At 67.4% G+C, this 18,851-nt stretch carries 17 protein-coding genes and 7 tRNA genes; 16 read left to right on the forward strand and 8 right to left on the reverse strand.

Annotated elements, in window-relative coordinates:
- Positions 1 to 169 precede the first annotated feature (169 nt).
- The 9 genes from gltX (at position 170) to MBR110_RS07840 (ending at position 3,365) form a co-directional block, all read left to right on the forward strand.
- The gene (gene gltX / locus MBR110_RS07800; protein WP_011885180.1) at positions 170 to 1,579 is read left to right on the forward strand and encodes a glutamate--tRNA ligase; all 1,410 of its coding nucleotides are present in this window, start codon (positions 170 to 172) and stop codon (positions 1,577 to 1,579) included.
- Between the two features lie 127 nt (positions 1,580 to 1,706).
- Positions 1,707 to 1,782, forward strand: a tRNA-Ala gene (locus MBR110_RS07805).
- A 137-nt stretch (positions 1,783 to 1,919) separates the two neighbouring features.
- Positions 1,920 to 1,995: transfer RNA gene (locus tag MBR110_RS07810), tRNA-Glu, on the forward strand.
- A gap of 81 nt (positions 1,996 to 2,076) precedes the next feature.
- A tRNA-Asp gene (locus tag MBR110_RS07815) sits at positions 2,077 to 2,153 on the forward strand.
- 63 nt (positions 2,154 to 2,216) lie between these two features.
- Positions 2,217 to 2,292, forward strand: a tRNA-Glu gene (locus MBR110_RS07820).
- A gap of 79 nt (positions 2,293 to 2,371) precedes the next feature.
- Positions 2,372 to 2,448 (forward strand) — tRNA-Asp (locus MBR110_RS07825).
- Positions 2,449 to 2,513: 65 nt separating this feature from the next.
- Positions 2,514 to 2,589: transfer RNA gene (locus MBR110_RS07830), tRNA-Glu, on the forward strand.
- A 73-nt stretch (positions 2,590 to 2,662) separates the two neighbouring features.
- Positions 2,663 to 2,739, forward strand: a tRNA-Asp gene (locus MBR110_RS07835).
- A gap of 161 nt (positions 2,740 to 2,900) precedes the next feature.
- Positions 2,901 to 3,365, forward strand: a complete 465-nt coding sequence (locus tag MBR110_RS07840) for a GNAT family N-acetyltransferase (RefSeq protein WP_011885179.1) — start codon at positions 2,901 to 2,903, stop codon at positions 3,363 to 3,365.
- A gap of 27 nt (positions 3,366 to 3,392) precedes the next feature.
- On the opposite strand, the gene MBR110_RS07845 is transcribed toward MBR110_RS07840, so the two are convergent.
- Entirely contained in the window at positions 3,393 to 4,286 is an 894-nt protein-coding gene (locus tag MBR110_RS07845) for an AraC family transcriptional regulator (protein ID WP_011885178.1), read from the reverse strand.
- Between the two features lie 190 nt (positions 4,287 to 4,476).
- Between MBR110_RS07845 and MBR110_RS07850 the strand changes: the two genes are divergently transcribed.
- Positions 4,477 to 4,890, forward strand: a complete 414-nt coding sequence (locus MBR110_RS07850; protein WP_011885177.1) for a gamma-glutamylcyclotransferase family protein — start codon at positions 4,477 to 4,479, stop codon at positions 4,888 to 4,890.
- 134 nt (positions 4,891 to 5,024) lie between these two features.
- On the opposite strand, the gene aceB is transcribed toward MBR110_RS07850, so the two are convergent.
- Positions 5,025 to 6,617 carry a malate synthase A gene (gene aceB, locus MBR110_RS07855; protein ID WP_046429624.1) on the reverse strand — a complete coding sequence of 531 codons (1,593 nt, stop codon included), beginning with the start codon at positions 6,615 to 6,617 and terminating at the stop codon, positions 5,025 to 5,027.
- A gap of 67 nt (positions 6,618 to 6,684) precedes the next feature.
- Positions 6,685 to 7,446, reverse strand: coding sequence for a haloacid dehalogenase type II (locus MBR110_RS07860; protein WP_059734886.1), 762 nt, complete (start codon positions 7,444 to 7,446; stop codon positions 6,685 to 6,687).
- Positions 7,447 to 7,603: 157 nt separating this feature from the next.
- Here MBR110_RS07860 and MBR110_RS07865 point away from each other — a divergent pair, with 157 nt between their 5' ends.
- Positions 7,604 to 8,509, forward strand: coding sequence for a LysR family transcriptional regulator (locus MBR110_RS07865; RefSeq protein WP_011885174.1), 906 nt, complete (start codon positions 7,604 to 7,606; stop codon positions 8,507 to 8,509).
- A gap of 174 nt (positions 8,510 to 8,683) precedes the next feature.
- On the forward strand, positions 8,684 to 9,118 hold the full coding sequence (locus MBR110_RS07870) for a universal stress protein (RefSeq protein WP_011885173.1): 435 nt from the start codon (positions 8,684 to 8,686) through the stop codon (positions 9,116 to 9,118).
- Positions 9,119 to 9,288: 170 nt separating this feature from the next.
- Here the strand turns inward: MBR110_RS07870 and aceA are convergent, their stop codons facing one another.
- From aceA to MBR110_RS07885, 3 genes are all read right to left on the reverse strand, one after another.
- A complete protein-coding gene (gene aceA / locus MBR110_RS07875; RefSeq protein ID WP_014723240.1) occupies positions 9,289 to 10,596 on the reverse strand; it encodes an isocitrate lyase in 1,308 nt (435 codons plus the stop codon).
- 369 nt (positions 10,597 to 10,965) lie between these two features.
- Positions 10,966 to 12,516, reverse strand: a complete 1,551-nt coding sequence (locus MBR110_RS07880; protein WP_011885171.1) for a DEAD/DEAH box helicase — start codon at positions 12,514 to 12,516, stop codon at positions 10,966 to 10,968.
- Between the two features lie 359 nt (positions 12,517 to 12,875).
- Positions 12,876 to 13,145 carry an acyl-CoA-binding protein gene (locus MBR110_RS07885; RefSeq protein WP_011885170.1) on the reverse strand — a complete coding sequence of 90 codons (270 nt, stop codon included), beginning with the start codon at positions 13,143 to 13,145 and terminating at the stop codon, positions 12,876 to 12,878.
- A 160-nt stretch (positions 13,146 to 13,305) separates the two neighbouring features.
- On the opposite strand from MBR110_RS07885, the gene tsaB reads away from it, so the two are divergent.
- Genes tsaB through MBR110_RS07905 form a run of 4 tightly spaced genes read left to right on the forward strand, consistent with a single transcriptional unit; the run spans position 13,306 to position 16,562 of the window.
- Entirely contained in the window at positions 13,306 to 14,073 is a 768-nt protein-coding gene (gene tsaB, locus MBR110_RS07890; protein ID WP_011885169.1) for a tRNA (adenosine(37)-N6)-threonylcarbamoyltransferase complex dimerization subunit type 1 TsaB, read from the forward strand.
- On the forward strand, positions 14,070 to 14,570 hold the full coding sequence (gene rimI / locus MBR110_RS07895) for a ribosomal protein S18-alanine N-acetyltransferase (RefSeq protein WP_014723236.1): 501 nt from the start codon (positions 14,070 to 14,072) through the stop codon (positions 14,568 to 14,570). The genes tsaB and rimI overlap by 4 nt, the downstream gene beginning before the upstream one ends.
- Positions 14,557 to 15,606, forward strand: coding sequence for a uracil-DNA glycosylase (locus MBR110_RS07900; protein WP_059461318.1), 1,050 nt, complete (start codon positions 14,557 to 14,559; stop codon positions 15,604 to 15,606). The genes rimI and MBR110_RS07900 overlap by 14 nt, the downstream gene beginning before the upstream one ends.
- A complete protein-coding gene (locus MBR110_RS07905) occupies positions 15,603 to 16,562 on the forward strand; it encodes a DUF1853 family protein (RefSeq protein ID WP_059734885.1) in 960 nt (319 codons plus the stop codon). The genes MBR110_RS07900 and MBR110_RS07905 overlap by 4 nt, the downstream gene beginning before the upstream one ends.
- Positions 16,563 to 16,580: 18 nt before the next feature.
- On the opposite strand, the gene thiD is transcribed toward MBR110_RS07905, so the two are convergent.
- Positions 16,581 to 17,390, reverse strand: a complete 810-nt coding sequence (gene thiD / locus MBR110_RS07910) for a bifunctional hydroxymethylpyrimidine kinase/phosphomethylpyrimidine kinase (protein WP_059734883.1) — start codon at positions 17,388 to 17,390, stop codon at positions 16,581 to 16,583.
- A 67-nt stretch (positions 17,391 to 17,457) separates the two neighbouring features.
- Positions 17,458 to 18,765 carry a lysophospholipid transporter LplT gene (gene lplT / locus MBR110_RS07915; protein WP_045578976.1) on the reverse strand — a complete coding sequence of 436 codons (1,308 nt, stop codon included), beginning with the start codon at positions 18,763 to 18,765 and terminating at the stop codon, positions 17,458 to 17,460.
- Positions 18,766 to 18,851 lie beyond the last annotated feature (86 nt).

The raw sequence follows: 18,851 nt of genomic DNA on the forward strand, positions 1-18,851 counted from the left end.
GGCGGCGCGCACATCATAAAGCAAGCGGTGCGCTTGGCGCGCAGACCGGCGCGAGTATAATTCCGGCTTCTTTCCCGTTCCGGGCGCGGCCGGCCCCGTCGTTGTGCGGTTTGCCGCCGTCGTCCCGCGTCGAATCATTCATGCGCCCCAGGCGTTCGAGTTACCGTTTATGACCCGTCCTGTCCGTACCCGCTTCGCACCGAGTCCAACCGGCTTCATCCACCTCGGCAACATCCGCTCCGCGCTCTATCCGTGGGCGTTCGCCCGCAAGATGAAGGGCACGTTCGTGCTGCGTATCGAGGATACCGACGTCGAGCGCTCGTCGCAGGAAGCCGTCGACGCGATCCTCGAAGGGATGCAATGGCTCGGCCTCGATTTCGACGAAGGTCCGATCTACCAGATGCAGCGCATGGATCGCTATCGCGCGGTGCTGGCGCAGATGCTCGAACAGGGCCTCGCTTACCCGTGCTACATGTCGGCCGAGGAGCTCGATGCGCTGCGCGAACGCCAGCGCGCGGCCGGCGAGAAGCCGCGCTATGACGGCACGTGGCGCCCGGAGCCTGGCAAGGTGCTCCCCGAGCCGCCGGCCGGCGTGAAGCCGGTGCTGCGCTTCCGCAACCCGCTGACCGGCACGGTCGTGTGGGACGACGCGGTGAAGGGGCGTGTCGAGATCTCGAACGAGGAGCTCGACGACCTCGTGATCGCGCGTCCTGACGGCACGCCGATCTACAACTTCTGCGTGGTCGTGGACGACATGGACATGAACATCACGCACGTGATCCGTGGCGACGACCATGTGAACAACACGCCGCGCCAGATCAACATCCTGCGCGCGCTCGGCGGCGAGCCGCCCGTCTACGCGCACCTGCCGACCGTGCTGAACGAGCAGGGCGAGAAGATGAGCAAGCGCCATGGCGCGATGAGCGTGATGGCGTATCGCGACGCGGGTTTCCTGCCGGAGGCCGTCGTCAACTATCTCGCCCGCCTCGGCTGGTCGCACGGCGACGCGGAAATCTTCTCGCGCGAACAGTTCGTCGAGTGGTTCGATCTCGAGCACCTGGGCAAGTCGCCCGCGCAGTACGACCACAGCAAGCTGAGCTGGCTGAACGCGCACTACATCAAGGAAGCCGACAACGCACGCCTCGCCGCGCTCGCGAAGCCGTTCCTCGACGCGCTCGGCATCGACGACGCGGCGATCGCGACCGGCCCCGCGCTCGACGCGGTGATCGGCCTGATGAAGGACCGCGCGACGACGGTCAAGGAAATCGCGGAAGGCGCTGCGATGTTCTATCGCGTCCCGGCGCCCGACGCCGATGCGCTCGCGCAGCACGTGACCGACGCGGTGCGCCCGGCGCTGGCCGATCTCGCAGCCGCGCTGAAGGCCGCCGACTGGACCAAGGAAGCGGTATCGGCAGCGTTGAAGGCGACGCTCGCGACGCACAAGCTGAAGATGCCGCAGCTTGCGATGCCGGTCCGGCTGCTGGTGGCGGGTACCACGCATACGCCGTCGATCGACGCGGTGCTCGTGCTGTTCGGCCGCGACGCGGTCGTATCGCGTATCGAGGCCGCGCTGGCTTGAGGTTGGGGCGGCGCGAGGCTGCCGTCCGGCGACGCGATGGCGGCTTCGCAAAAAATTTCGCGCCAATCGCAAAAAGGGTATTTACAAGTTCAAATTCGGTCCATATAATCTCATTTCTGTTCTGCAAGGGGGTATAGCTCAGCTGGGAGAGCGCTTGCATGGCATGCAAGAGGTCAGCGGTTCGATCCCGCTTACCTCCACCATCAGAACAAAACAAATTGATTTGCGAAGCGCTGGTAGTAATAAATGCTTCACAAAAAGATTTAAAGCAGTTAGAATTCCGGCCTTCGCTGTTGACGGTAAGTGAATAGCGAAAGTCAGACAGATCTGAAAAGATCATGTCCCCTTCGTCTAGAGGCCTAGGACATCACCCTTTCACGGTGAGTACAGGGGTTCGAATCCCCTAGGGGACGCCAGAATTTAGCGGCGTTTCGTAGAAGTGTCGCGAGGCTTGCAGGAACGTAACCGACGTCCTGCGGGTAACGGTGCAGAAAGTTGGAGCGGTAGTTCAGTCGGTTAGAATACCGGCCTGTCACGCCGGGGGTCGCGGGTTCGAGTCCCGTCCGCTCCGCCAGAACGAAGCCCGTTCAAGACGTATTTGAGCGGGCTTTTGTATTAAGGATGTAAGCAGTACGTTGTCCCCTTCGTCTAGAGGCCTAGGACATCACCCTTTCACGGTGAGTACAGGGGTTCGAATCCCCTAGGGGACGCCAGATTCAGCGGCGTTTCGTAGAAGTGTCGCAGCGCTTGCAGGGCGTGAACGAGGTCCTGCAGGTGGTGATGAAGAAAGCTGGAGCGGTAGTTCAGTTGGTTAGAATACCGGCCTGTCACGCCGGGGGTCGCGGGTTCGAGTCCCGTCCGCTCCGCCAGAACGAAGCCCGTTCAAAGAACGTATTTGAACGGGCTTTTTCGTTAAAGATGTAAGCAGTACGTTGTCCCCTTCGTCTAGAGGCCTAGGACATCACCCTTTCACGGTGAGTACAGGGGTTCGAATCCCCTAGGGGACGCCAGATTTCGGCGTCGTTCGAACAAACGATGCGCCGGCAGGAAGTAACCGACGCCTGCCAGGCAAGAAGCAAGACTGGAGCGGTAGTTCAGTCGGTTAGAATACCGGCCTGTCACGCCGGGGGTCGCGGGTTCGAGTCCCGTCCGCTCCGCCAGAAAATGAAGAAGCCCGCCTCGTGCGGGCTTTTTCATTTGCGTGTTCCACGCGTGGCGCGCTTGCGGGCGCCTTGATCCTCATCGCGGCTCCGAGAAATTCGCGATTGCATCCGCCGGCGACTGCGCTATCGTGGCGGAGTGCGATCTCGACCCAAGCGCGATGCTCGATCCGACCGACCTGCGACTGCTGTATCAGCTCCGACCTGCGGAGTCCGGCGATTTCCCGTTTGCCGAGGCGCTCACGCACGGCAACATGGGCGCCTATTACAAGCGCCATGGGCTCGTGTGGCGCAGCGACCTGTTCTACGCGAGCTGGCGCGAATCCGAGAACTTCATCCTGGAAGCCGACGGCGAGCGCATCGGCGTGCTGCGCGTGACCGAGGAGGGCGATTCGCTGCATATCCGCGACGTGCAGATCGCCGCCGGTCATCGAGGGCAGGGCGCCGGCACCTACATGCTCGACATGTCACATCGCTGGGCGCGCGCGCGCGGCCTGCACGAACTGCAGTTGCGCGTGTTCGTCGACAACCCGGCCGCCCGCCTTTATCAGCGCATGGGCTATCGCGTCACCGGGCCGCGCCCGGCGCAGCTCGGCTCGATCCGGCACATGGTACGCGCGGTCTGAGCGCACGCACCCGGCACACCGTGCGAGTTACCCGATCGTGTCGAGCGCACCGCGGCCGTCGGTGTCGTCCTCGTCATCATCTGCGGCCGGCACGCGGTCTTCCGTGCCGCGATGCTCGAAGCCGCGCAGCATGAACGCGCGCGGGCTTTCGCCGAATGCACGGCGGAACATCGCCGAAAACGCGCTCTGGCTCTGGTAGCCGAGCTCGCGCGCGACATGCGACAGCGCGCGCCCCTGGTTCAACAGCGGAATCGCCCGCGCGAGCAGCGCCTGCTGCCGCCACTGCGAAAAACTGACGCCCAGCTCCTGCTTGAACAGCCGCGAAATCGTGCGCGTGCTCGCGCCGACCTCGCTCGCCCAATGCTCGAGCGACTCCGCATGCGCCGGCTGCGCGAGCACCGACTCGCACAGCATGCGCAGCCGCTTTTCTTCCGGCATCGGCACCGCGAGCGGCAGCGGTTCGGCATGGCTCAGCTCGTCGAGCACGAGCCCGCACAAGAGCCGCTCGCGCGCGCTGCTCAGCGCGCGGGCATCGAGCGCGACGATCAGCTCGCGCAACAGGCCCGTGACCTCGACGACTCGGCATGCGTCGAGCCCGTCCGGCACGATCGATTCGTCGAGATAGACCGTGCGCAGGTACGCCTCCTCGACGATCACGACCTCGTGCGTCACGTGCGGCGGCACCCAGATCGCGCGCGACGGCGGCACCATCCAGGTCGTGCCGGTCGTGGCGACCCGCAGCACGCCGCGCGACGCATACGCGAGCTGCGCCCATGCATGCGTGTGCCGCGGAATCCGCCGGCCCGCGTCGACCTGCCGCGCGCGCACGCGCATCGGGTGCACGCGGGTCGGTGCGAATTCGGGCGGAATGTCGATGACGTCGTACGGGTTCGATGCGTCGGCTTGGGCGGGCGGATTCATGGGCGATTCGGTCGGCGCGGCTGCGATGCCGTTATTTTAGAAGGCGCCGCGCAGGCGCATGCGGCGGTTTTTCAGCTGATAATGACCGGCCCGAATGAACTTTGTATGGAGCTGCGCGCATTCCGTCCGGCGTAACGCACGCCGTCGCCGCGACGCCCCGGCCATACCAGAATCGAAGAGGAGAACCACGATGCGCCATGTATTCGTCTACGGCACGTTGCGAGCGGGCGAGGCCAACGACATCGGCCATGCGGCCGCGCGCCACGGCATCCCTGCGCCCACGCTCCTCGGAGCCGTCGCGCTGCCCGGCGAACTGTACGATTTCGGCACTTATCCAGGCATGGTGGCCGGTGCGGCCGGTCAGTCGCTCGTGTGGGGCGACGTGTACGCGGTCGACGAACTGTTGCTGCCCGTGCTCGACGAGATCGAACGCGTCTATCCCGGCGTCGACACGTTGTTCCGGCAGGAACCGGTGACCGTCGAACTCGGCGGCCGAGCCTATGCGTGCGTGTACTACCCGGTCGCCGCGCATGCGGCCGCCGACCGCCCGCGCATCGCGTCCGGCGACTGGGTCCAGCATCGCCGCGAGCGCGAAGCGGCCTGAGCCTGCGCGCCGCGCACGCTCACGCGGCCAGCGAAAAGCGCCCCACGGGGCGCTTCGTTCGGCCGGCCGCGGTGTCGTCCGACCGGCGGCGGCCTGGCGGCGTCGGCCGGATCCCGCAGGATCCGGCCGCGCGGTCAGATTTCCTCGTACAGCGGCAGCGTCAGGAATTCGGTGAAGCCTTCCGACGTCGACATCTGTTCGAAGATCGCCGCGGCCCGCTCGTACGGCTGCGTGTTGCCGCCGACCGAGCGCTTCACGTTCTCCAGCTCGGCCTTCGTGTATTCGCGCACGAGCTCGGCGGTCACCTTGCGGCCGTCGTCGAGTACGCCCTTCGGCGAGCGGATCCACTGCCATACCTGCGAGCGCGAGATTTCCGCGGTGGCCGCGTCTTCCATCAGGTTGTGGATCGGCACGCAGCCGTTGCCGTCGAGCCACGCGCCGAGGTAGTGGATGCCGACGTTGATGTTGTTGCGCAGGCCGGCTTCGGTGATCGGCGCTTCCGGCTGGAAATCGAGCAGGTTGCGGCCTTCGATCTGCACGTCGTCGCGCTGCTTGCCGATCTGGTTCGGCTTGTCGCCGAGCACCTTGACGAATTCCTCCATCGCGATCGGCACCAGGCCCGGATGCGCGACCCAGCCACCGTCGTAGCCGTCGGTCGCGTCGCGCTGCTTGTCCGAGCGCACGCCGCCCATCGCCTTGTCGTTCGCTTCCGGATCGTTCTTGATCGGAATCAGCGCGCTCATCCCGCCGATCGCCGGCGCGTTGCGCTTGTGGCAGGTCTTCAGCAGCAGCAGCGCGTAGGCGCGCATGAACGGCACCGTCATCGTGATCTTCGAGCGATCGGCCAGGCAGAAGTCGCGGTCGTTCTTGAACTTCTTGATCGCCGAGAAGATGTAGTCCCAGCGGCCGGCGTTCAGGCCCGAGCTGTGTTCACGCAGTTCGTACAGGATCTCGTCCATCTCGAACGCGGCGAGGATCGTCTCGATCAGCACCGTCGCGCGGATCGTGCCGCGCGGGATGCCGACGGCTTCCTGCGCGGCGACGAAGATGTCGTTCCACAGGCGCGCCTCGAGATGGCTTTCCATCTTCGGCAGATAGAAGTATGGGCCCGAGCCGCGCGCAATCAGTTCCTTCGCGTTGTGGAACAGGTACAGCGCGAAATCGAAGATCCCGCCGGAGACGCGCTGGCCGTCGACCGTCACGTGCTTTTCGTCGAGGTGCCAGCCGCGCGGACGCACGATCAGCGTCGCGACCTTGTCGTTCAGCTTGTAGGACTTGCCGTTCTGCTCGAGCGAGATCGTGCGGCGCACCGCGTCCTTCAGGTTGATCTGGCCGTCGATCTGGTTGGTCCAGCTCGGCGCGTTCGAATCCTCGAAGTCGGTCATGTACGAGTCCGCGCCCGAATTCAGCGCGTTGATGATCATCTTGCGCTCGACGGGGCCGGTGATTTCGACACGGCGGCATTGCAGGTCGGCCGGCAGCGGCGCGACCTTCCAGTCGCCTTCGCGGATCGCCTTCGTCTCGGCGAGGAAATCGGGGCGCTCGCCGGCGTCGAGGCGCTTCGTGCGCTCGACGCGCGCCTGCAGCAGCGCCTGGCGACGCGGCTCGAATGCGCGATGCAGCGCCGCGACGACGGCGAGCGCGTCGGGCGTCAGGATCGCTTCGTAGCCCGGCTTGATTTCGCCGGTGATCGCCATGCCTTGCGGCAGCGTGATCGGGGTGCTCATGAGTGTCATCTCCTTGGTCGGTCAGTTGCGGTTTCGGTGAAAGGGTGAGGCGGCAGCGCGGCGCGCGTCATGCGCCCGGGCCGGGGCGCGCGCGGTTGGCCGTTCTGCCGGACGAAGCCGGGGTGGCGAGGAATGCGAGCAGGTCGGCCATGCCGCTGCCGGTGCCGTCGGGCGACACGCCGAGCTCGTCGGCGGGCGCGCCGGTGCGGTTCAGCCAGAACGTCGTGTAGCCGAACCAGGCGGCGCCCGCGACGTCCCACGCGTTCGACGACACGAACACGAGCTCGCGCGGCCGTGCGCCGAAGGCGGTGGTGCCGAGCGCATACGCGAGCGGGCTCGGCTTGTACGCGCGCACGGTGTCGGCGGACAGCACGCGATCGAACAGGCCGGCCATGCCGGCGCTCTTGATCGCGATGTCGAGCATGTCGGGGTTGCCGTTCGACAGGATCGCGAGCGCCGGGCGCGGTTCGAGCGCGCGCAACCGGCGCAGCGCGGGCACCGTGTCGGGATAGGTCGACAGGCATGCGTATTGGTCCATTAGCCGCTTCTCGGCCGCGCTGTTCAGCGCGAGGCCGAGCGCGCGTGCGGCGAAGCGCAGCGCGTCGAGCGTGATGTCGCGAAACGGGCGATAGCGCGCGCCGGCCGGATCGGCGAGCGTGCGCAACTGCGAATATTCGATCTGCTTGCGCCGCCACAGCTGCGACAGCCGGTCGCCGTGACCGGGAAACATCTGCTCGGCCGCGGCCACGACCGCATGCACGTCGAACAACGTGCCGAATGCGTCGAACAGGATGGCGGCGGGAGAGGAGAGTGTCGTTGTGGCCGACATAGCCTTGCGCTCGAGTTTCAGAGGTCGAATCGATTCTATTCGTGATCGCAGCTTCTAAAAAAGACGCGAATCATCACTTGATTTTTTACTTTCATATACATAATCTTGGTCGCTCAGACGAATTGAAGGGCGGCGGCGCTGCCGCCCGTTGCGAGTCATGGACCGGTTCAAGCAGATCGAAACGTTCGCCGCGGTCGCGGCGAAGGGCAGCCTGTCGGCGGCCGCGCACGCGGAGGGCGTCGCGCCGGCGATCATCGGCCGCCGCCTCGACGCGCTCGAGGAGCGGCTCGGCGTGAAGCTGCTGGTGCGCACGACGCGCAAGCTCACGCTGACCTTCGAAGGCTCGGCGTTCCTCGAGGATTGCCAGCGGATCATCAACGACATGCAGAACGCCGAGGCCAGCGTGTCGGCGGGCGGCGTGAAGGCGAGCGGCCATCTGCGCATCTCCGCGCCGGCCGGCTTCGGGCGGCGTCACGTCGCGCCGCTCGTGCCGGAGTTCAGCGGCGCGCATCCGGACGTATCGGTCACGCTCGACCTGTCCGACCGGATGGTCGATCTCGTCAACGAAGGGTTCGATTGCGCGGTGCGGCTCGGCGAGCTGCCCGATTCGTCGCTGGTGTCGCTGAAACTGGGCGAGAACCGCCGCGTGTGCGTCGCGTCGCCCGCGTATCTCGCGCGCCGCGGCACGCCGGCGACGCTCGCCGAGCTCGCGCGCCACAACTGCCTCGCGCTCGCCGCCAATGCGAACCAGCAGCGCGGCTGGACGTTCCAGGAGGACGGCAAGGTCGTGTCGATCCGCGTGAGCGGCACGATGGAGTGCTCGGACGGCGCGGTGCTGCACGAATGGTGTCTCGCCGGCTACGGCCTCGCGTGGCGATCGTGGTGGGAGGTCGGCGACGACGTCGCGGCCGGCCGTCTGGTCAGCGTGCTCGACGCGTTCGCGGCGCCGCCGATCGGCATCCATGCGGTGTTTCCGCAGCGCCGCCATCTGCCGCTGCGCGTGCGCCTCTTTCTCGACTATCTGAAGCACACGTACGAACGGCCGGGGTATTGGGGCGCATAGGGCGCATGGCATGCTGCCGCGTCGTCCCGCGCGTTTCCGATATGAGGGCGAACCCGCTGCCGGCGTCGGCAGCCGGGTTTCGCGCACTACAATCGAAGCTGGCGTGCGCGACGTTCCGCGGCGGCTTGGCTCGCGGACGCGGCGCGCGCGGTCCGACTGACGCAGGAGGGCGCGATGTTCCGGCACATCCTCGTTCCAACTGACGGCTCCGAGCTGTCGCAGAAGGCGATCGACGGCGCGATCGATCTCGCGCGTGCGGTCGGCGCGCGTGTCACCGCCTATGCGTGCCTGCCGCAGTACCCGTACTCGCCGTTTTCCGAGGTGATCATCGAGCCGCCGGCCGATTTCCGGGCCCGCAGCGAGCGCGAGGCGCGCGCGCATCTCGACGACGTGCAGGCCGCCGCAAAGGCAGCCGGCGTCGCATGCGACAGCTGGACGAGCGTGCATCCGTCGCCGTACCTCGGCATCATCGAGGCGGCCGAGCGCGGCGGCTGCGACGTGATCTTCATGGCGTCCCACGGACGTCGCGGGCTCGGCAGCCTGCTGATCGGCAGCGAAACGCAACGCGTGCTGACCCATACGAAAATTCCGGTGATCGTCTATCGGTAATGGCGGCGGCCTCGGCGGTACGGCCGAACGACCGCGCCGAAAAAGGGCGCGCCGGACCAGGCCGGCGCGCGTCGTTGCAGGCGGCCGAAGCCGCGCGGCCGGTCGCGCGACTTTCGTCGCGCGCCTGCCGTCTCCTCCCTGATTGTTGTCCGGTGCGGTGCTGGCGCGCCTTATGCCACCTTCTTGCCGTCGAAGAACTGTTCGTCCTCGGTCGAGCCGTGCAGCGCGGTGGTCGACGCTTCGCGCTCGACCGTCTGCGTCACCGCGTCGAAGTAGCCGGTGCCGACCTCGCGCTGGTGCTTGACCGCGGTGAAACCCTTGTCGGCCGCTTCGAACTCGGCCTGCTGCAGTTCGACGAACGCGCTCATCTGTGTGCGGGCATAGCCGTGCGCGAGGTTGAACATCGAGTAGTTCAGCGCGTGGAAGCCGGCCAGCGTGATGAACTGGAACTTGTAGCCCATCGCGCCGAGTTCCTTCTGGAACTTCGCGATCGTCGCGTCGTCGAGGTTCTTCTTCCAGTTGAACGACGGCGAGCAGTTGTACGACAGCATCTTGCCCGGGAACTGCTTGTGGATCGCCTCCGCGAACTTCTTCGCGTACTCGAGATCCGGCTTGCCCGTCTCGCACCACACGAGGTCCGCATACGGCGCATACGCGAGGCCGCGCGAGATCGCCTGCTCGAGTCCCGGCTTGGTGCGGAAGAAGCCTTCGACCGTGCGCTCGCCGGTGAGGAACGGCTTGTCGTTGTCGTCGATGTCGGACGTGATGAGGTCCGCGGCTTCCGCGTCGGTACGGGCGACCAGAACGGTCGGCGTGCCCATCACGTCGGCGGCGAGCCGCGCCGCCGACAGCTTCGCGACGGCCTCGCGCGTCGGCACGAGCACCTTGCCGCCCATGTGGCCGCACTTCTTCACCGACGCGAGCTGGTCCTCGAAGTGGACACCCGACGCGCCGGCCTCGATCATCGCCTTCATCAGCTCGAACGCGTTCAGCACGCCGCCGAAGCCGGCTTCCGCGTCCGCGACGATCGGCGCGAAGAAATCGACGTAGCCTTCGTCGCCGGGGTCCTTGCCTTCCGACCACTGGATCTGGTCGGCGCGTGTCAGCGTGTTGTTGATGCGCTTGACGACGAGCGGCACCGAGTTCGCCGGATACAGTGACTGGTCCGGGTACATTTCACCGGCGACGTTCGCGTCGCCGGCCACCTGCCAGCCCGACAGATAGATGGCCTTTAGCCCGGCCTTCACCTGCTGCATCGCCTGGTTGCCGGTGAGCGCGCCCAGCGCATTGACGAACGGTTCCTCGTTGATGAGCCGCCAGAGCTTTTCCGCGCCGCGCTTCGCGAGCGTGTGCTCGACGGCGATCGAGCCGCGCAGGCGGACCACGTCGTCGGCCGTGTAGCCGCGCTTGATGCCCGTCCAGCGCGGATCGGTGTCCCACTGCTTCTGCAGTTCCAGTGCCTGTTGCTGTCGCGACATGATGTGCTCCTTGATACGGTGTATTGCCTGATGGTTCGAATCGGACGCTGACGATGCTGTTTCGCGAGACCGGTGAAGGTCGCGAAGTCTTGTATAAGAGTCTAGGCAAACCGCTGGAGCGGAAACAGAGGCTTTTCGGAACCCGCTGAAATTTTTTAATCGTTATGAATCAGTGGGATATGCGGAGCGTGTCGCATTGAGAAACGGGTTTTTCCATCACGCAACGGCGCAGGTTGTGCCACGCAGCATGATTTTTTACGACGCAAAAAAATTTCCCGCATCGTGAAATGTGGCGCAAGACGAAAAAAAACCGGCGCGGGTGCGCCGGTCTTGCCGATGGCTGGGGCGGCGGGGCCGCCCGGGACGTGCTTACGACGCCGAGTTGCTGCGACGCGGGCCGCCGCTGCGCTGGCCGTCGCGGCGCGGACCGCCGTCGCGGCTGCCGCCCGGCTTGCCGCTCCAGCCGCCGCCGTTGCCGTTACCAGTGCCGCCGCCGTAGCTACGGCCATTGCCGCTGCCGTAGCCGCCGCCCGGCTTGCCGCCGAAACGGCGACCGCCGTTACCGCCGCCCGGACGGCCGCGACCGCCGCTGCCCGGCGTGCGGGTCGGTGCCTTGCGCGGCTCGAAGCCTTCGATCACGTTGACCGGCAGCGGCGAGCGCACGAAGCGCTCGATGCGCTTGAGCGCGCCTTGTTCCGCGTGGTGCACGAGGCTCACCGCGGTGCCCGAGCGACCGGCGCGGCCGGTGCGGCCGATACGGTGCACGTAGTCTTCCGCGAACTTCGGCAGGTCGTAGTTGAACACGTGCGTGATGCCGGGGATGTCGATGCCGCGGGCCGCGACGTCGGTCGCGACCAGCACGCGCACGCGACGCTCGCGCAGCGCACGGATTGTGCGGTTGCGCGCGCCCTGCGGCAGGTCGCCGTGCAGCGCGGCCGATTCGAAGCCGGCGTCGGCGAGGCGGCCGGCGAGCTGGTCGGCGTCGATCTTGGTGGCCGTGAAGATGATCGCCTGGTCGAGCGCGTCGTCGCGCAGCAGGTGATCGAGCAGGCGATCCTTGTGGTCGCGGTCGTCGACGTAGTGCACCGTTTGCGCGATGTTCGCGCGCGACTCGATCTTCGCGACGATCTCGATGCGCTCCGGGTTGTTCAGCAGACGGCTCGTCAGCGAACCGATCTTGCCGTCGAGCGTGGCCGAGAACAGCATCGTCTGGCGCGACGCGGGCGTCGCGGCGACGATCGTTTCGATGTCGTCGATGAAGCCCATGTCGAGCATGCGGTCGGCTTCGTCGAGCACGAGCATCTTCAGTTCCGACAGGTCGATGCGGCCGCGCTCGAGGTGGTCGAGCAGGCGGCCCGGCGTCGCGACGAGGATCTCGGGGTTCTTCGCGAGCAGCATCAGCTGCTGGCCGTAGGCCACGCCGCCGAGGATGCTGACCGTGCGCAGGCGACGCAGGTGCTTGCCGTAGGTCGTCGCGGCCGTGGTGACCTGCATCGCGAGTTCGCGGGTCGGCGTCAGCACGAGCAGGCTCGGACGAGCGACCGGTTGCGGGCGGCGCGCACGGCGGTCGCCCTGGTTCGGTTCACGCGGCGCGCGCGGTTGCTGCGCCTGCGATTTCTGGAGCTGCGCGAAGCGTTCGATCGCGGGCAGCATGAAGGCGGCCGTTTTGCCCGAACCGGTCGGGCTCGATACCAGTAGATCCCGGCCGGCGATACCGGCCGGAATCGCGCGCTGCTGCACCGGCGTCGGCTTGGCGTAGCCGGCTGCCTCCAGCGCGGAGACGATCTCCGGCGACAGCCCGAGCGACGCGAAAGTCGGCTCGTCCGACGCCGGTTCGACTGCGGCCGGTGCGGCGGCGTCGAGACCGAGCGCCTGGTCGGCGATCGCGTTGAGCGGGCTGGTGTTGATGCTCGAAGTCATAACAATCCTTGAAACACAGTGGGTGAAACGTCGGCGCCAATCGCGCATACCCAAGTCGTCGGATTCAGCGAGCAAATCGGGAAACGGGTGCAATCCGCCGAACCGTCGGCAGATGAGGCATTAGAAGCTGTTTTGGGTGCGGCGCGCTTCTGGAGCGGGGCCGCCAGCCTGATACGTGACGACCGCGAGGGTCGAAGCAGGAGGGGACAGGTTCTAAACCGGATTGGAGCTTAACGCTACGAGGCGTCGTGCCGGAACGGCTTACGAGCCGAGCGCGGGAGGTGACGCAGCCAGCATTATAAGGATATTTGCTGCGCTGCGCCACTGATTTGAGCAGTGCTTGCGGCGGGCGGGCCCGATCAGGACGCCGTGCCGTTCTTCAGCGATTCGACCAGCTCGACGTATTGCTGCTTCGCCGCGTCCTGCGACGTGCCTTTCAGCGCTTCCCACGCGTCGTACTTGTACTTGCCGACGATGTCGGTGAAGCCCGGCTTGTCGCCGTGCGCGTCGCCGTCGGTCGCCTGCTTGAACAGCGCGTACAGACGCAGCAGCGTCAGGTTGCCCGGGCGCTCGGTCAGTTGCTTGACGTCGATCTGGGCCTGGTCGAATTGGGCGGTGAGGTCGCTCATCGCGTGTCTCCGTAAATAGTTCAGTAAGGGTTTCAGGTCCGGCCGATCTTAACAAGCGCCGCGCCGCGCGGGGTCGAGCGATCCTTCCAAACCGCCCGCGGCGCGCCGCGAGCGCCGCGATCATCGCCGAACGCCCGTCGGAGCGGGGCGCCGCATTACAATGTCGGCCATGACGCAAACAGTGCTCCTCGCCATCGATACGTCGACCGAATACTGCTCGGTCGCGCTGCTGCGCTCGGCTCCGGCCGACGCCGCCGTTTCCTCCCCGCAAACCTGGGTCCGCCACGAGCTGACGGGCGCCGTGTCCAGCACCCGCGTGCTGCCGGCCGTCCAGGAGCTTTTCGCCGAATCGGGCCTCGCGCTCGCCGATTGCGATGCGATCGCGTTCGGCGCGGGCCCCGGCTCGTTCACCGGCCTGCGTACCGCGACCGGCATCACGCAGGGTCTCGCGTTCGGCCGCGGGCTGCCGGTCGTGCCGGTCGGCACGCTGCTCGTGTGCGCCGAGCACGCGCGGCTGCGCGCGCCGGGCACGACGCGCGTGCTGGCCGCGCTCGATGCGCGGATGGACGAGGCGTACTGGGCCGATTTCGCGTGGGACGAGCGTGCGGGCGACTGGCAGACGCTGCATCCGGCGGCGCTCGATGCGCCGGGCGCAGTCGGCGTGCCCGATGCGCCGTTCACGCTCGCGGGCAACGCCGCCGCCGCGTTCGGTGCGCAATTGCCGGCTGCCGCACGGGCCGCCGTGATCGACGGCGAAGCGCTGCCGCATGCGCTGGCGCTCGCGCATGTCGCGCTGCGCGCGTTCCGCGCCGGCCGGACGGTGCCGGCCGAGCATGCCGCGCCCGAATACGTGCGCGACAAGGTCGCGCAGACCACCGCCGAACGCATGGCCGCGCGCGCCGCGCAGGCAGGCGGAGCGAAGCCATGACGGGTGTGTTGCTCAGCGATCGCTACCTGTCGCCGATGACCGATGCCGATCTCGACGAAGTCGTCGCGATCGAGCAGGTCGCGTACGAATTCCCGTGGAGCCGCGGCAACTTCGAGGATTCGCTGCGCAACGGCTATTTCGGCGTGTGCCTGCGGCACGTGACCGGCGCGCTCGTCGGCTATTGCGTGCTGATGCCGGTGATCGACGAGATGCATCTGTTGAATCTGTGCGTCGCGCCGGCCGTTCAGCAATCGGGCGCCGGCCTCGCGCTGCTGCGCGAAGCGGTGCGCATCGCGCGCGCGGAACGGCTCGACGGCGTGTTGCTCGAGGTGCGGCCGTCCAATGCGCGCGCGATCCATCTGTACGAGCGCTTCGGCTTTGCGACGATCGGCCGGCGCAAGAACTACTATCCGGCGAAGCATCGCAGCCGCGAGGACGCGATCGTGATGCGTCTGACGCTGAACAAGGACGAGGGGGACGCGCATGGCGTGGGCTGAAGCAGCGCTCGAGGAAATGGGTCTCGCGCAGATCTGGGTGCGGCGCGGGCAGGGGAGGCAGGGCAGTGCGGCGGGTGATGCGGTGGCGGGCGCGATGGATGATGCGGTGGCTGCAACGACCGCAACGACCGCGACCGCCGTGCCGGCCGACGTCGCTGAGGCCGCGGCCTCGCCAGCGCAACGCACGACGCGATCGGCACAGCCGGCCCAGCCCGTGCAAGCGCGCGAGGATGCGACGCGCGTCGGCACAGCCATGCCGAGAGCCGAATCGGACCGTCCCGCCCACGCCGCCGCCGCGGCCGACCATGCATCGATGCCCGCTACATCGCCCGCTCCCGCGAGCGACATGCCGCTCGCCGCCGAGGACGATTTCGCCTGGTTCGACGCGACGCCGCCCGGCGATCCGCTGCCGCCGGCCGAGATGCGCGCCGACGTCGCGCCGGTCGCGACGCTCGACTGGGACGCACTCGCCGCGCGCGTGGCCGGCTGCACGAGCTGCCGCCTGTGCGAGAAGCGCACGCAGACGGTGTTCGGCGTCGGCGATCGCGAAGCGGACTGGATGCTGATCGGCGAGGCGCCGGGCGAGAACGAGGACAAGCAGGGCGAGCCGTTCGTCGGCCAGGCCGGCAAGCTGCTCGACAACATGCTGCAGTCGCTCACGCTCGCGCGCGGCACGAACGTCTACATCGCGAACGTGATCAAGTGCCGCCCGCCCGGCAACCGCAATCCGGAGCCGGACGAGGTGGCGCGCTGCGAGCCGTATCTGCAGCGCCAGGTCGCGCTCGTGAAGCCGAAGCTGATCGTCGCGCTCGGCCGCTTCGCCGCGCAGACGCTGCTGAAGACGGACGCGAGCATCGCATCGCTGCGCGGCCGCGTGCACGCCTACGAAGGCGTGCCGGTGATCGTCACCTACCATCCGGCCTACCTGCTGCGCAGCCTGCAGGACAAGTCGAAGGCATGGGCCGACCTGTGCCTCGCGCGCGATACGTTCCGGCAGTCGGCGGCGACCGACGCGAGCGGGCTGGCCGGCCGATGACGCACGACGCGGCGTTCGCATTCGTCGATACGCTGCGCGATGCCGCGGTACGCGATCTGGGCTGGCTCCTCGCGAGCCCGAGCCTGCTGACGGCGGCGCCCGGTGCGCCGCTCGCGCATCCCTGGTCGGATGCGATCGAGCGGGTGGCCGTCGAAGCATGGCTCGCCGCGCTCGACGCCGCGCCGCAGCCGCTGCACCGCGCGCTCGACGGCGTGCGCCCGGTGCGGCTCGGCCGCTATGCCGAATGTCTGCTCGAATATTTCCTCACACACGGGCCGTCGTTGCGGCTCGTCGCCGCGAACCTGCCGCTGCGCAGCAACGGCAAGACGCTCGGCGAAGTCGACTTTCTCGTCGACGCACCGGACGGGCAGCGCCTGCACTGGGAACTCGCGGTCAAATGCTATCTGTGCGCGCCGGTCGCCGGCGCGGCATCGCTCGCCGATTTCGTCGGCCCGAACCTCGCCGACCGTCTCGATCGCAAGCGCAGCCGGCTGCTCGAGCACCAACTGCGGCTCGGCGATCGGCACGGCTTCGCGCTGCTCGGCTACGGCGCGCCGTCCGACGCGCAGATGTTCGTCAAGGGCTGGCTGTTCTATCCGCACGGCGTGCCGCTGCCGCCGGTGTCCGCCGAAATCGCCGACGATCATCCGCGCGGCTTCTGGCTCACGCACGCGCAATGGCCGGCGTGGGCGGCCGCGCAACCCGACGGCGCGGCATGGAGCGTGCTGCCGCGGCTCGCGTGGCTCGCGCCGCGCCGGCTCGCGCCGGATGCCGCGCCCGAAGCGCTGGCGGATACGTCCGGCGTGCCGTCCGCGCTCACCGCGCGCCAGGCGCCCGCGCTGATCGGCGTCTATCGGCAGCGTAACGATCGCCTCTGGCGCGAGACGGCGCGCGGCTTCATCGTGCCCGACGACTGGCCGGCGCGCGCTGTCGCGTTCGCCGCGCCGGACCGCTGACGCACGCTCGGCCGGCGCTCACCACCACCGATGGAAGTGATGCACCGGGCCGACGCCGCGACCGACGTCGAGCCGGCCGCTCGCGGCGATCGCGCCGGTCAGGTAGGTCTTCGCGTCGCGTACCGCGCTGTCGAGGTCGGGCCGTTGCGGCAGCAATGCAGCGATCGCCGACGCGAGCGTGCAACCGGTGCCGTGCGTATTGCTGAGCGGCATGCGCGCGCCGTCGAGCCGCACCGCGTGCGCGGCGTCGACGAGCCAGTCGGGACTCACGGCCGCATCGGGCAGGTGACCGCCTTTCATCAGCACCGCGCGCGCGCCGGTCTGCAGCAGCGCGCGGCCTTGCCGGACCATGTCGTCCTCGGTCGTCGCGTGCGCATCGCCGAGCAGCGCGGCCGCTTCGGGGAGGTTCGGCGTGACGACGGTTGCGAGCGGCAGCAGCGCGCTGCGCAGCGCATCGACCGCGTCGGGCGCGAGCAGCGCGTGCGCGCTCTTCGAGATCATCACCGTGTCGAGCACGACGAACCGCGGCGCGTAACGCCGCAGCGCCTCGGCCACCGCATGCACGATCGACGCGTTCGCGAGCATGCCGATCTTCACCGCGTCGATCCGGATGTCGTCGAACACCGCATCGAGCTGCGCGGTGACGAACGCGGCGTCGGGCGCATGCACGCCGGTCACGCCGCGCGTGTTCTGCGCCGTCAGCGCGGTGATCGCGCTCGCGCCGTACGCGCCGAGTGCGGAGAAGGTCTTCAGATCGGCCTGGATGCCCGCGCCGCCGCCCGAATCGGAACCGGCGATCGTCAGGACGTTGGGTATCGGGTGCGTCATGATGGCAACGCGCCGGTTCGACGACCGGCGCGGATGGACTGGAGCGGAAGGAACGGCAAGTGTAGCGTCAGTGCCGCGATTCGCCGATCAGCGCGACCGAGTCGAATTGACGCTGATTCGCCTGATGGCGGCGCATCACGAGCCACATCGTCAGGCAGACGAACGTGCCGAACAGCACGATCACGATGCCGACCGGCACGTCGAGCCAGACCAGCACCGCATACAGGCACAGCATCACGAGCACCGACAGGTTCTCGTTGAAGTTCTGCACCGCGATCGAGTGGCCGGCCGACAGCAGCACGTGGCCGCGATGCTGCAGCAGCGCGTTCATCGGAACGACGAAGTAGCCGGACAGCGCGCCGACGGCGATCAGGAAAAGGTAGGCGACGATCAGGTAGACCGGCAGGCGCAGATGGCCGATATGCACGGCCCAGTGCGCCGGGAACAGGTTGCGCGTATAGAACGCCATCAGCATCACGGCGATGCCCATCATGATGCCGACCGGCAGCACGGTGAGCGACTTCTTCAGCGGGATCCGCGCGGCAGCGGCGATTGCGCCGCCCGCGACGCCGACCGCGACGACCGCCTGCAGGATCGCGCCTTCCGACAGCGACATGTTCAGCGATACCTCGGCCCACTTCAGCACGATGAACTGCAGCGTCGCGCCCGCGCCCCAGAACAGCGTCGTGACCGCGAGCGAGATCTGGCCGAGCTTGTCGCGCCAGAGCACCATGAAACAGTCGGCGAAGTCGGTGAGCAGCTTGACCGGGCCGCGCTCCTGCTTCGGGTAGCGGGCGCCGGTATCGGGAATGCGCAGATTGAACAGCGCGGCGACCACGTAGATCATCATGATGATCGCCATCGCGGCTTCGGCCGGCGTGGCGATCCACGCAGGCGTGTGCGCGATCACGTGCACCGCGATGTGCGGGCTGATCAGCGCGCCGCCGAGCACGGTGCCGAGAATGATCGAGCTGACCGTCGTGCCTTCGATCCAGCCGTTCGCGGCCACCAAGCGGTCGGCCGGCAGCAGCTCGGTCAGAATCCCGTATTTGGCCGGCGAGTACGCGGCGGCGCCGAACCCGACGATCCCGTACGCGAACAGCGGATGGGCGCCGACCAGCATGATCAGGCAGCCGAGGACCTTGATCGTGTTCGTGATGAACATCACGCGACCCTTCGGGCGCGAGTCGGCGAATGCGCCGACGTACGCGGCCAGCACCACATAGGACAACACGAAGAACAGCTTGAGCAGCGGTGTCATCCAGTTGGGCGCGTGGAGGTCTTTCAGCAGGGCGATGGCGGCGATGAGAAGCGCATTGTCGGCCAGCGACGAGAAAAACTGCGCGGCCATGATGGTGTAAAAACCTTTTTTCATCTGATGCGATGCTTTCGTCGCTGCGGTAGGGCCGCGTAGGCCGCCTGGTATGCGATCGGCTTATTCCGTTCGAAATGGGTTGTGCG

The sequence above is a fragment of the Burkholderia sp. MBR-1 genome (assembly GCF_013822785.1).
Lineage (GTDB): Bacteria > Pseudomonadota > Gammaproteobacteria > Burkholderiales > Burkholderiaceae > Burkholderia > Burkholderia vietnamiensis.

What these genes read in the sequence shown, in the direction of transcription:
- MBR110_RS07860 (WP_059734886.1), bottom strand. Translation starts at nt 7,446, where the DNA reads ATGTCGGCCACAACGACACTCTCCTCTCCCGCCGCCATCCTGTTCGAC.
- MBR110_RS07905 (WP_059734885.1), top strand. Translation starts at nt 15,603, where the DNA reads ATGACGCACGACGCGGCGTTCGCATTCGTCGATACGCTGCGCGATGCC.
- aceA (WP_014723240.1), bottom strand. Translation starts at nt 10,596, where the DNA reads ATGTCGCGACAGCAACAGGCACTGGAACTGCAGAAGCAGTGGGACACC.
- MBR110_RS07885 (WP_011885170.1), bottom strand. Translation starts at nt 13,145, where the DNA reads ATGAGCGACCTCACCGCCCAATTCGACCAGGCCCAGATCGACGTCAAG.
- MBR110_RS07845 (WP_011885178.1), bottom strand. Translation starts at nt 4,286, where the DNA reads ATGAATCCGCCCGCCCAAGCCGACGCATCGAACCCGTACGACGTCATC.
- MBR110_RS07865 (WP_011885174.1), top strand. Translation starts at nt 7,604, where the DNA reads ATGGACCGGTTCAAGCAGATCGAAACGTTCGCCGCGGTCGCGGCGAAG.
- lplT (WP_045578976.1), bottom strand. Translation starts at nt 18,765, where the DNA reads ATGAAAAAAGGTTTTTACACCATCATGGCCGCGCAGTTTTTCTCGTCG.
- MBR110_RS07850 (WP_011885177.1), top strand. Translation starts at nt 4,477, where the DNA reads ATGCGCCATGTATTCGTCTACGGCACGTTGCGAGCGGGCGAGGCCAAC.
- MBR110_RS07840 (WP_011885179.1), top strand. Translation starts at nt 2,901, where the DNA reads ATGCTCGATCCGACCGACCTGCGACTGCTGTATCAGCTCCGACCTGCG.
- tsaB (WP_011885169.1), top strand. Translation starts at nt 13,306, where the DNA reads ATGTCGGCCATGACGCAAACAGTGCTCCTCGCCATCGATACGTCGACC.
- thiD (WP_059734883.1), bottom strand. Translation starts at nt 17,390, where the DNA reads ATGACGCACCCGATACCCAACGTCCTGACGATCGCCGGTTCCGATTCG.
- MBR110_RS07880 (WP_011885171.1), bottom strand. Translation starts at nt 12,516, where the DNA reads ATGACTTCGAGCATCAACACCAGCCCGCTCAACGCGATCGCCGACCAG.
- aceB (WP_046429624.1), bottom strand. Translation starts at nt 6,617, where the DNA reads ATGAGCACCCCGATCACGCTGCCGCAAGGCATGGCGATCACCGGCGAA.
- rimI (WP_014723236.1), top strand. Translation starts at nt 14,070, where the DNA reads ATGACGGGTGTGTTGCTCAGCGATCGCTACCTGTCGCCGATGACCGAT.
- MBR110_RS07900 (WP_059461318.1), top strand. Translation starts at nt 14,557, where the DNA reads ATGGCGTGGGCTGAAGCAGCGCTCGAGGAAATGGGTCTCGCGCAGATC.
- MBR110_RS07870 (WP_011885173.1), top strand. Translation starts at nt 8,684, where the DNA reads ATGTTCCGGCACATCCTCGTTCCAACTGACGGCTCCGAGCTGTCGCAG.
- gltX (WP_011885180.1), top strand. Translation starts at nt 170, where the DNA reads ATGACCCGTCCTGTCCGTACCCGCTTCGCACCGAGTCCAACCGGCTTC.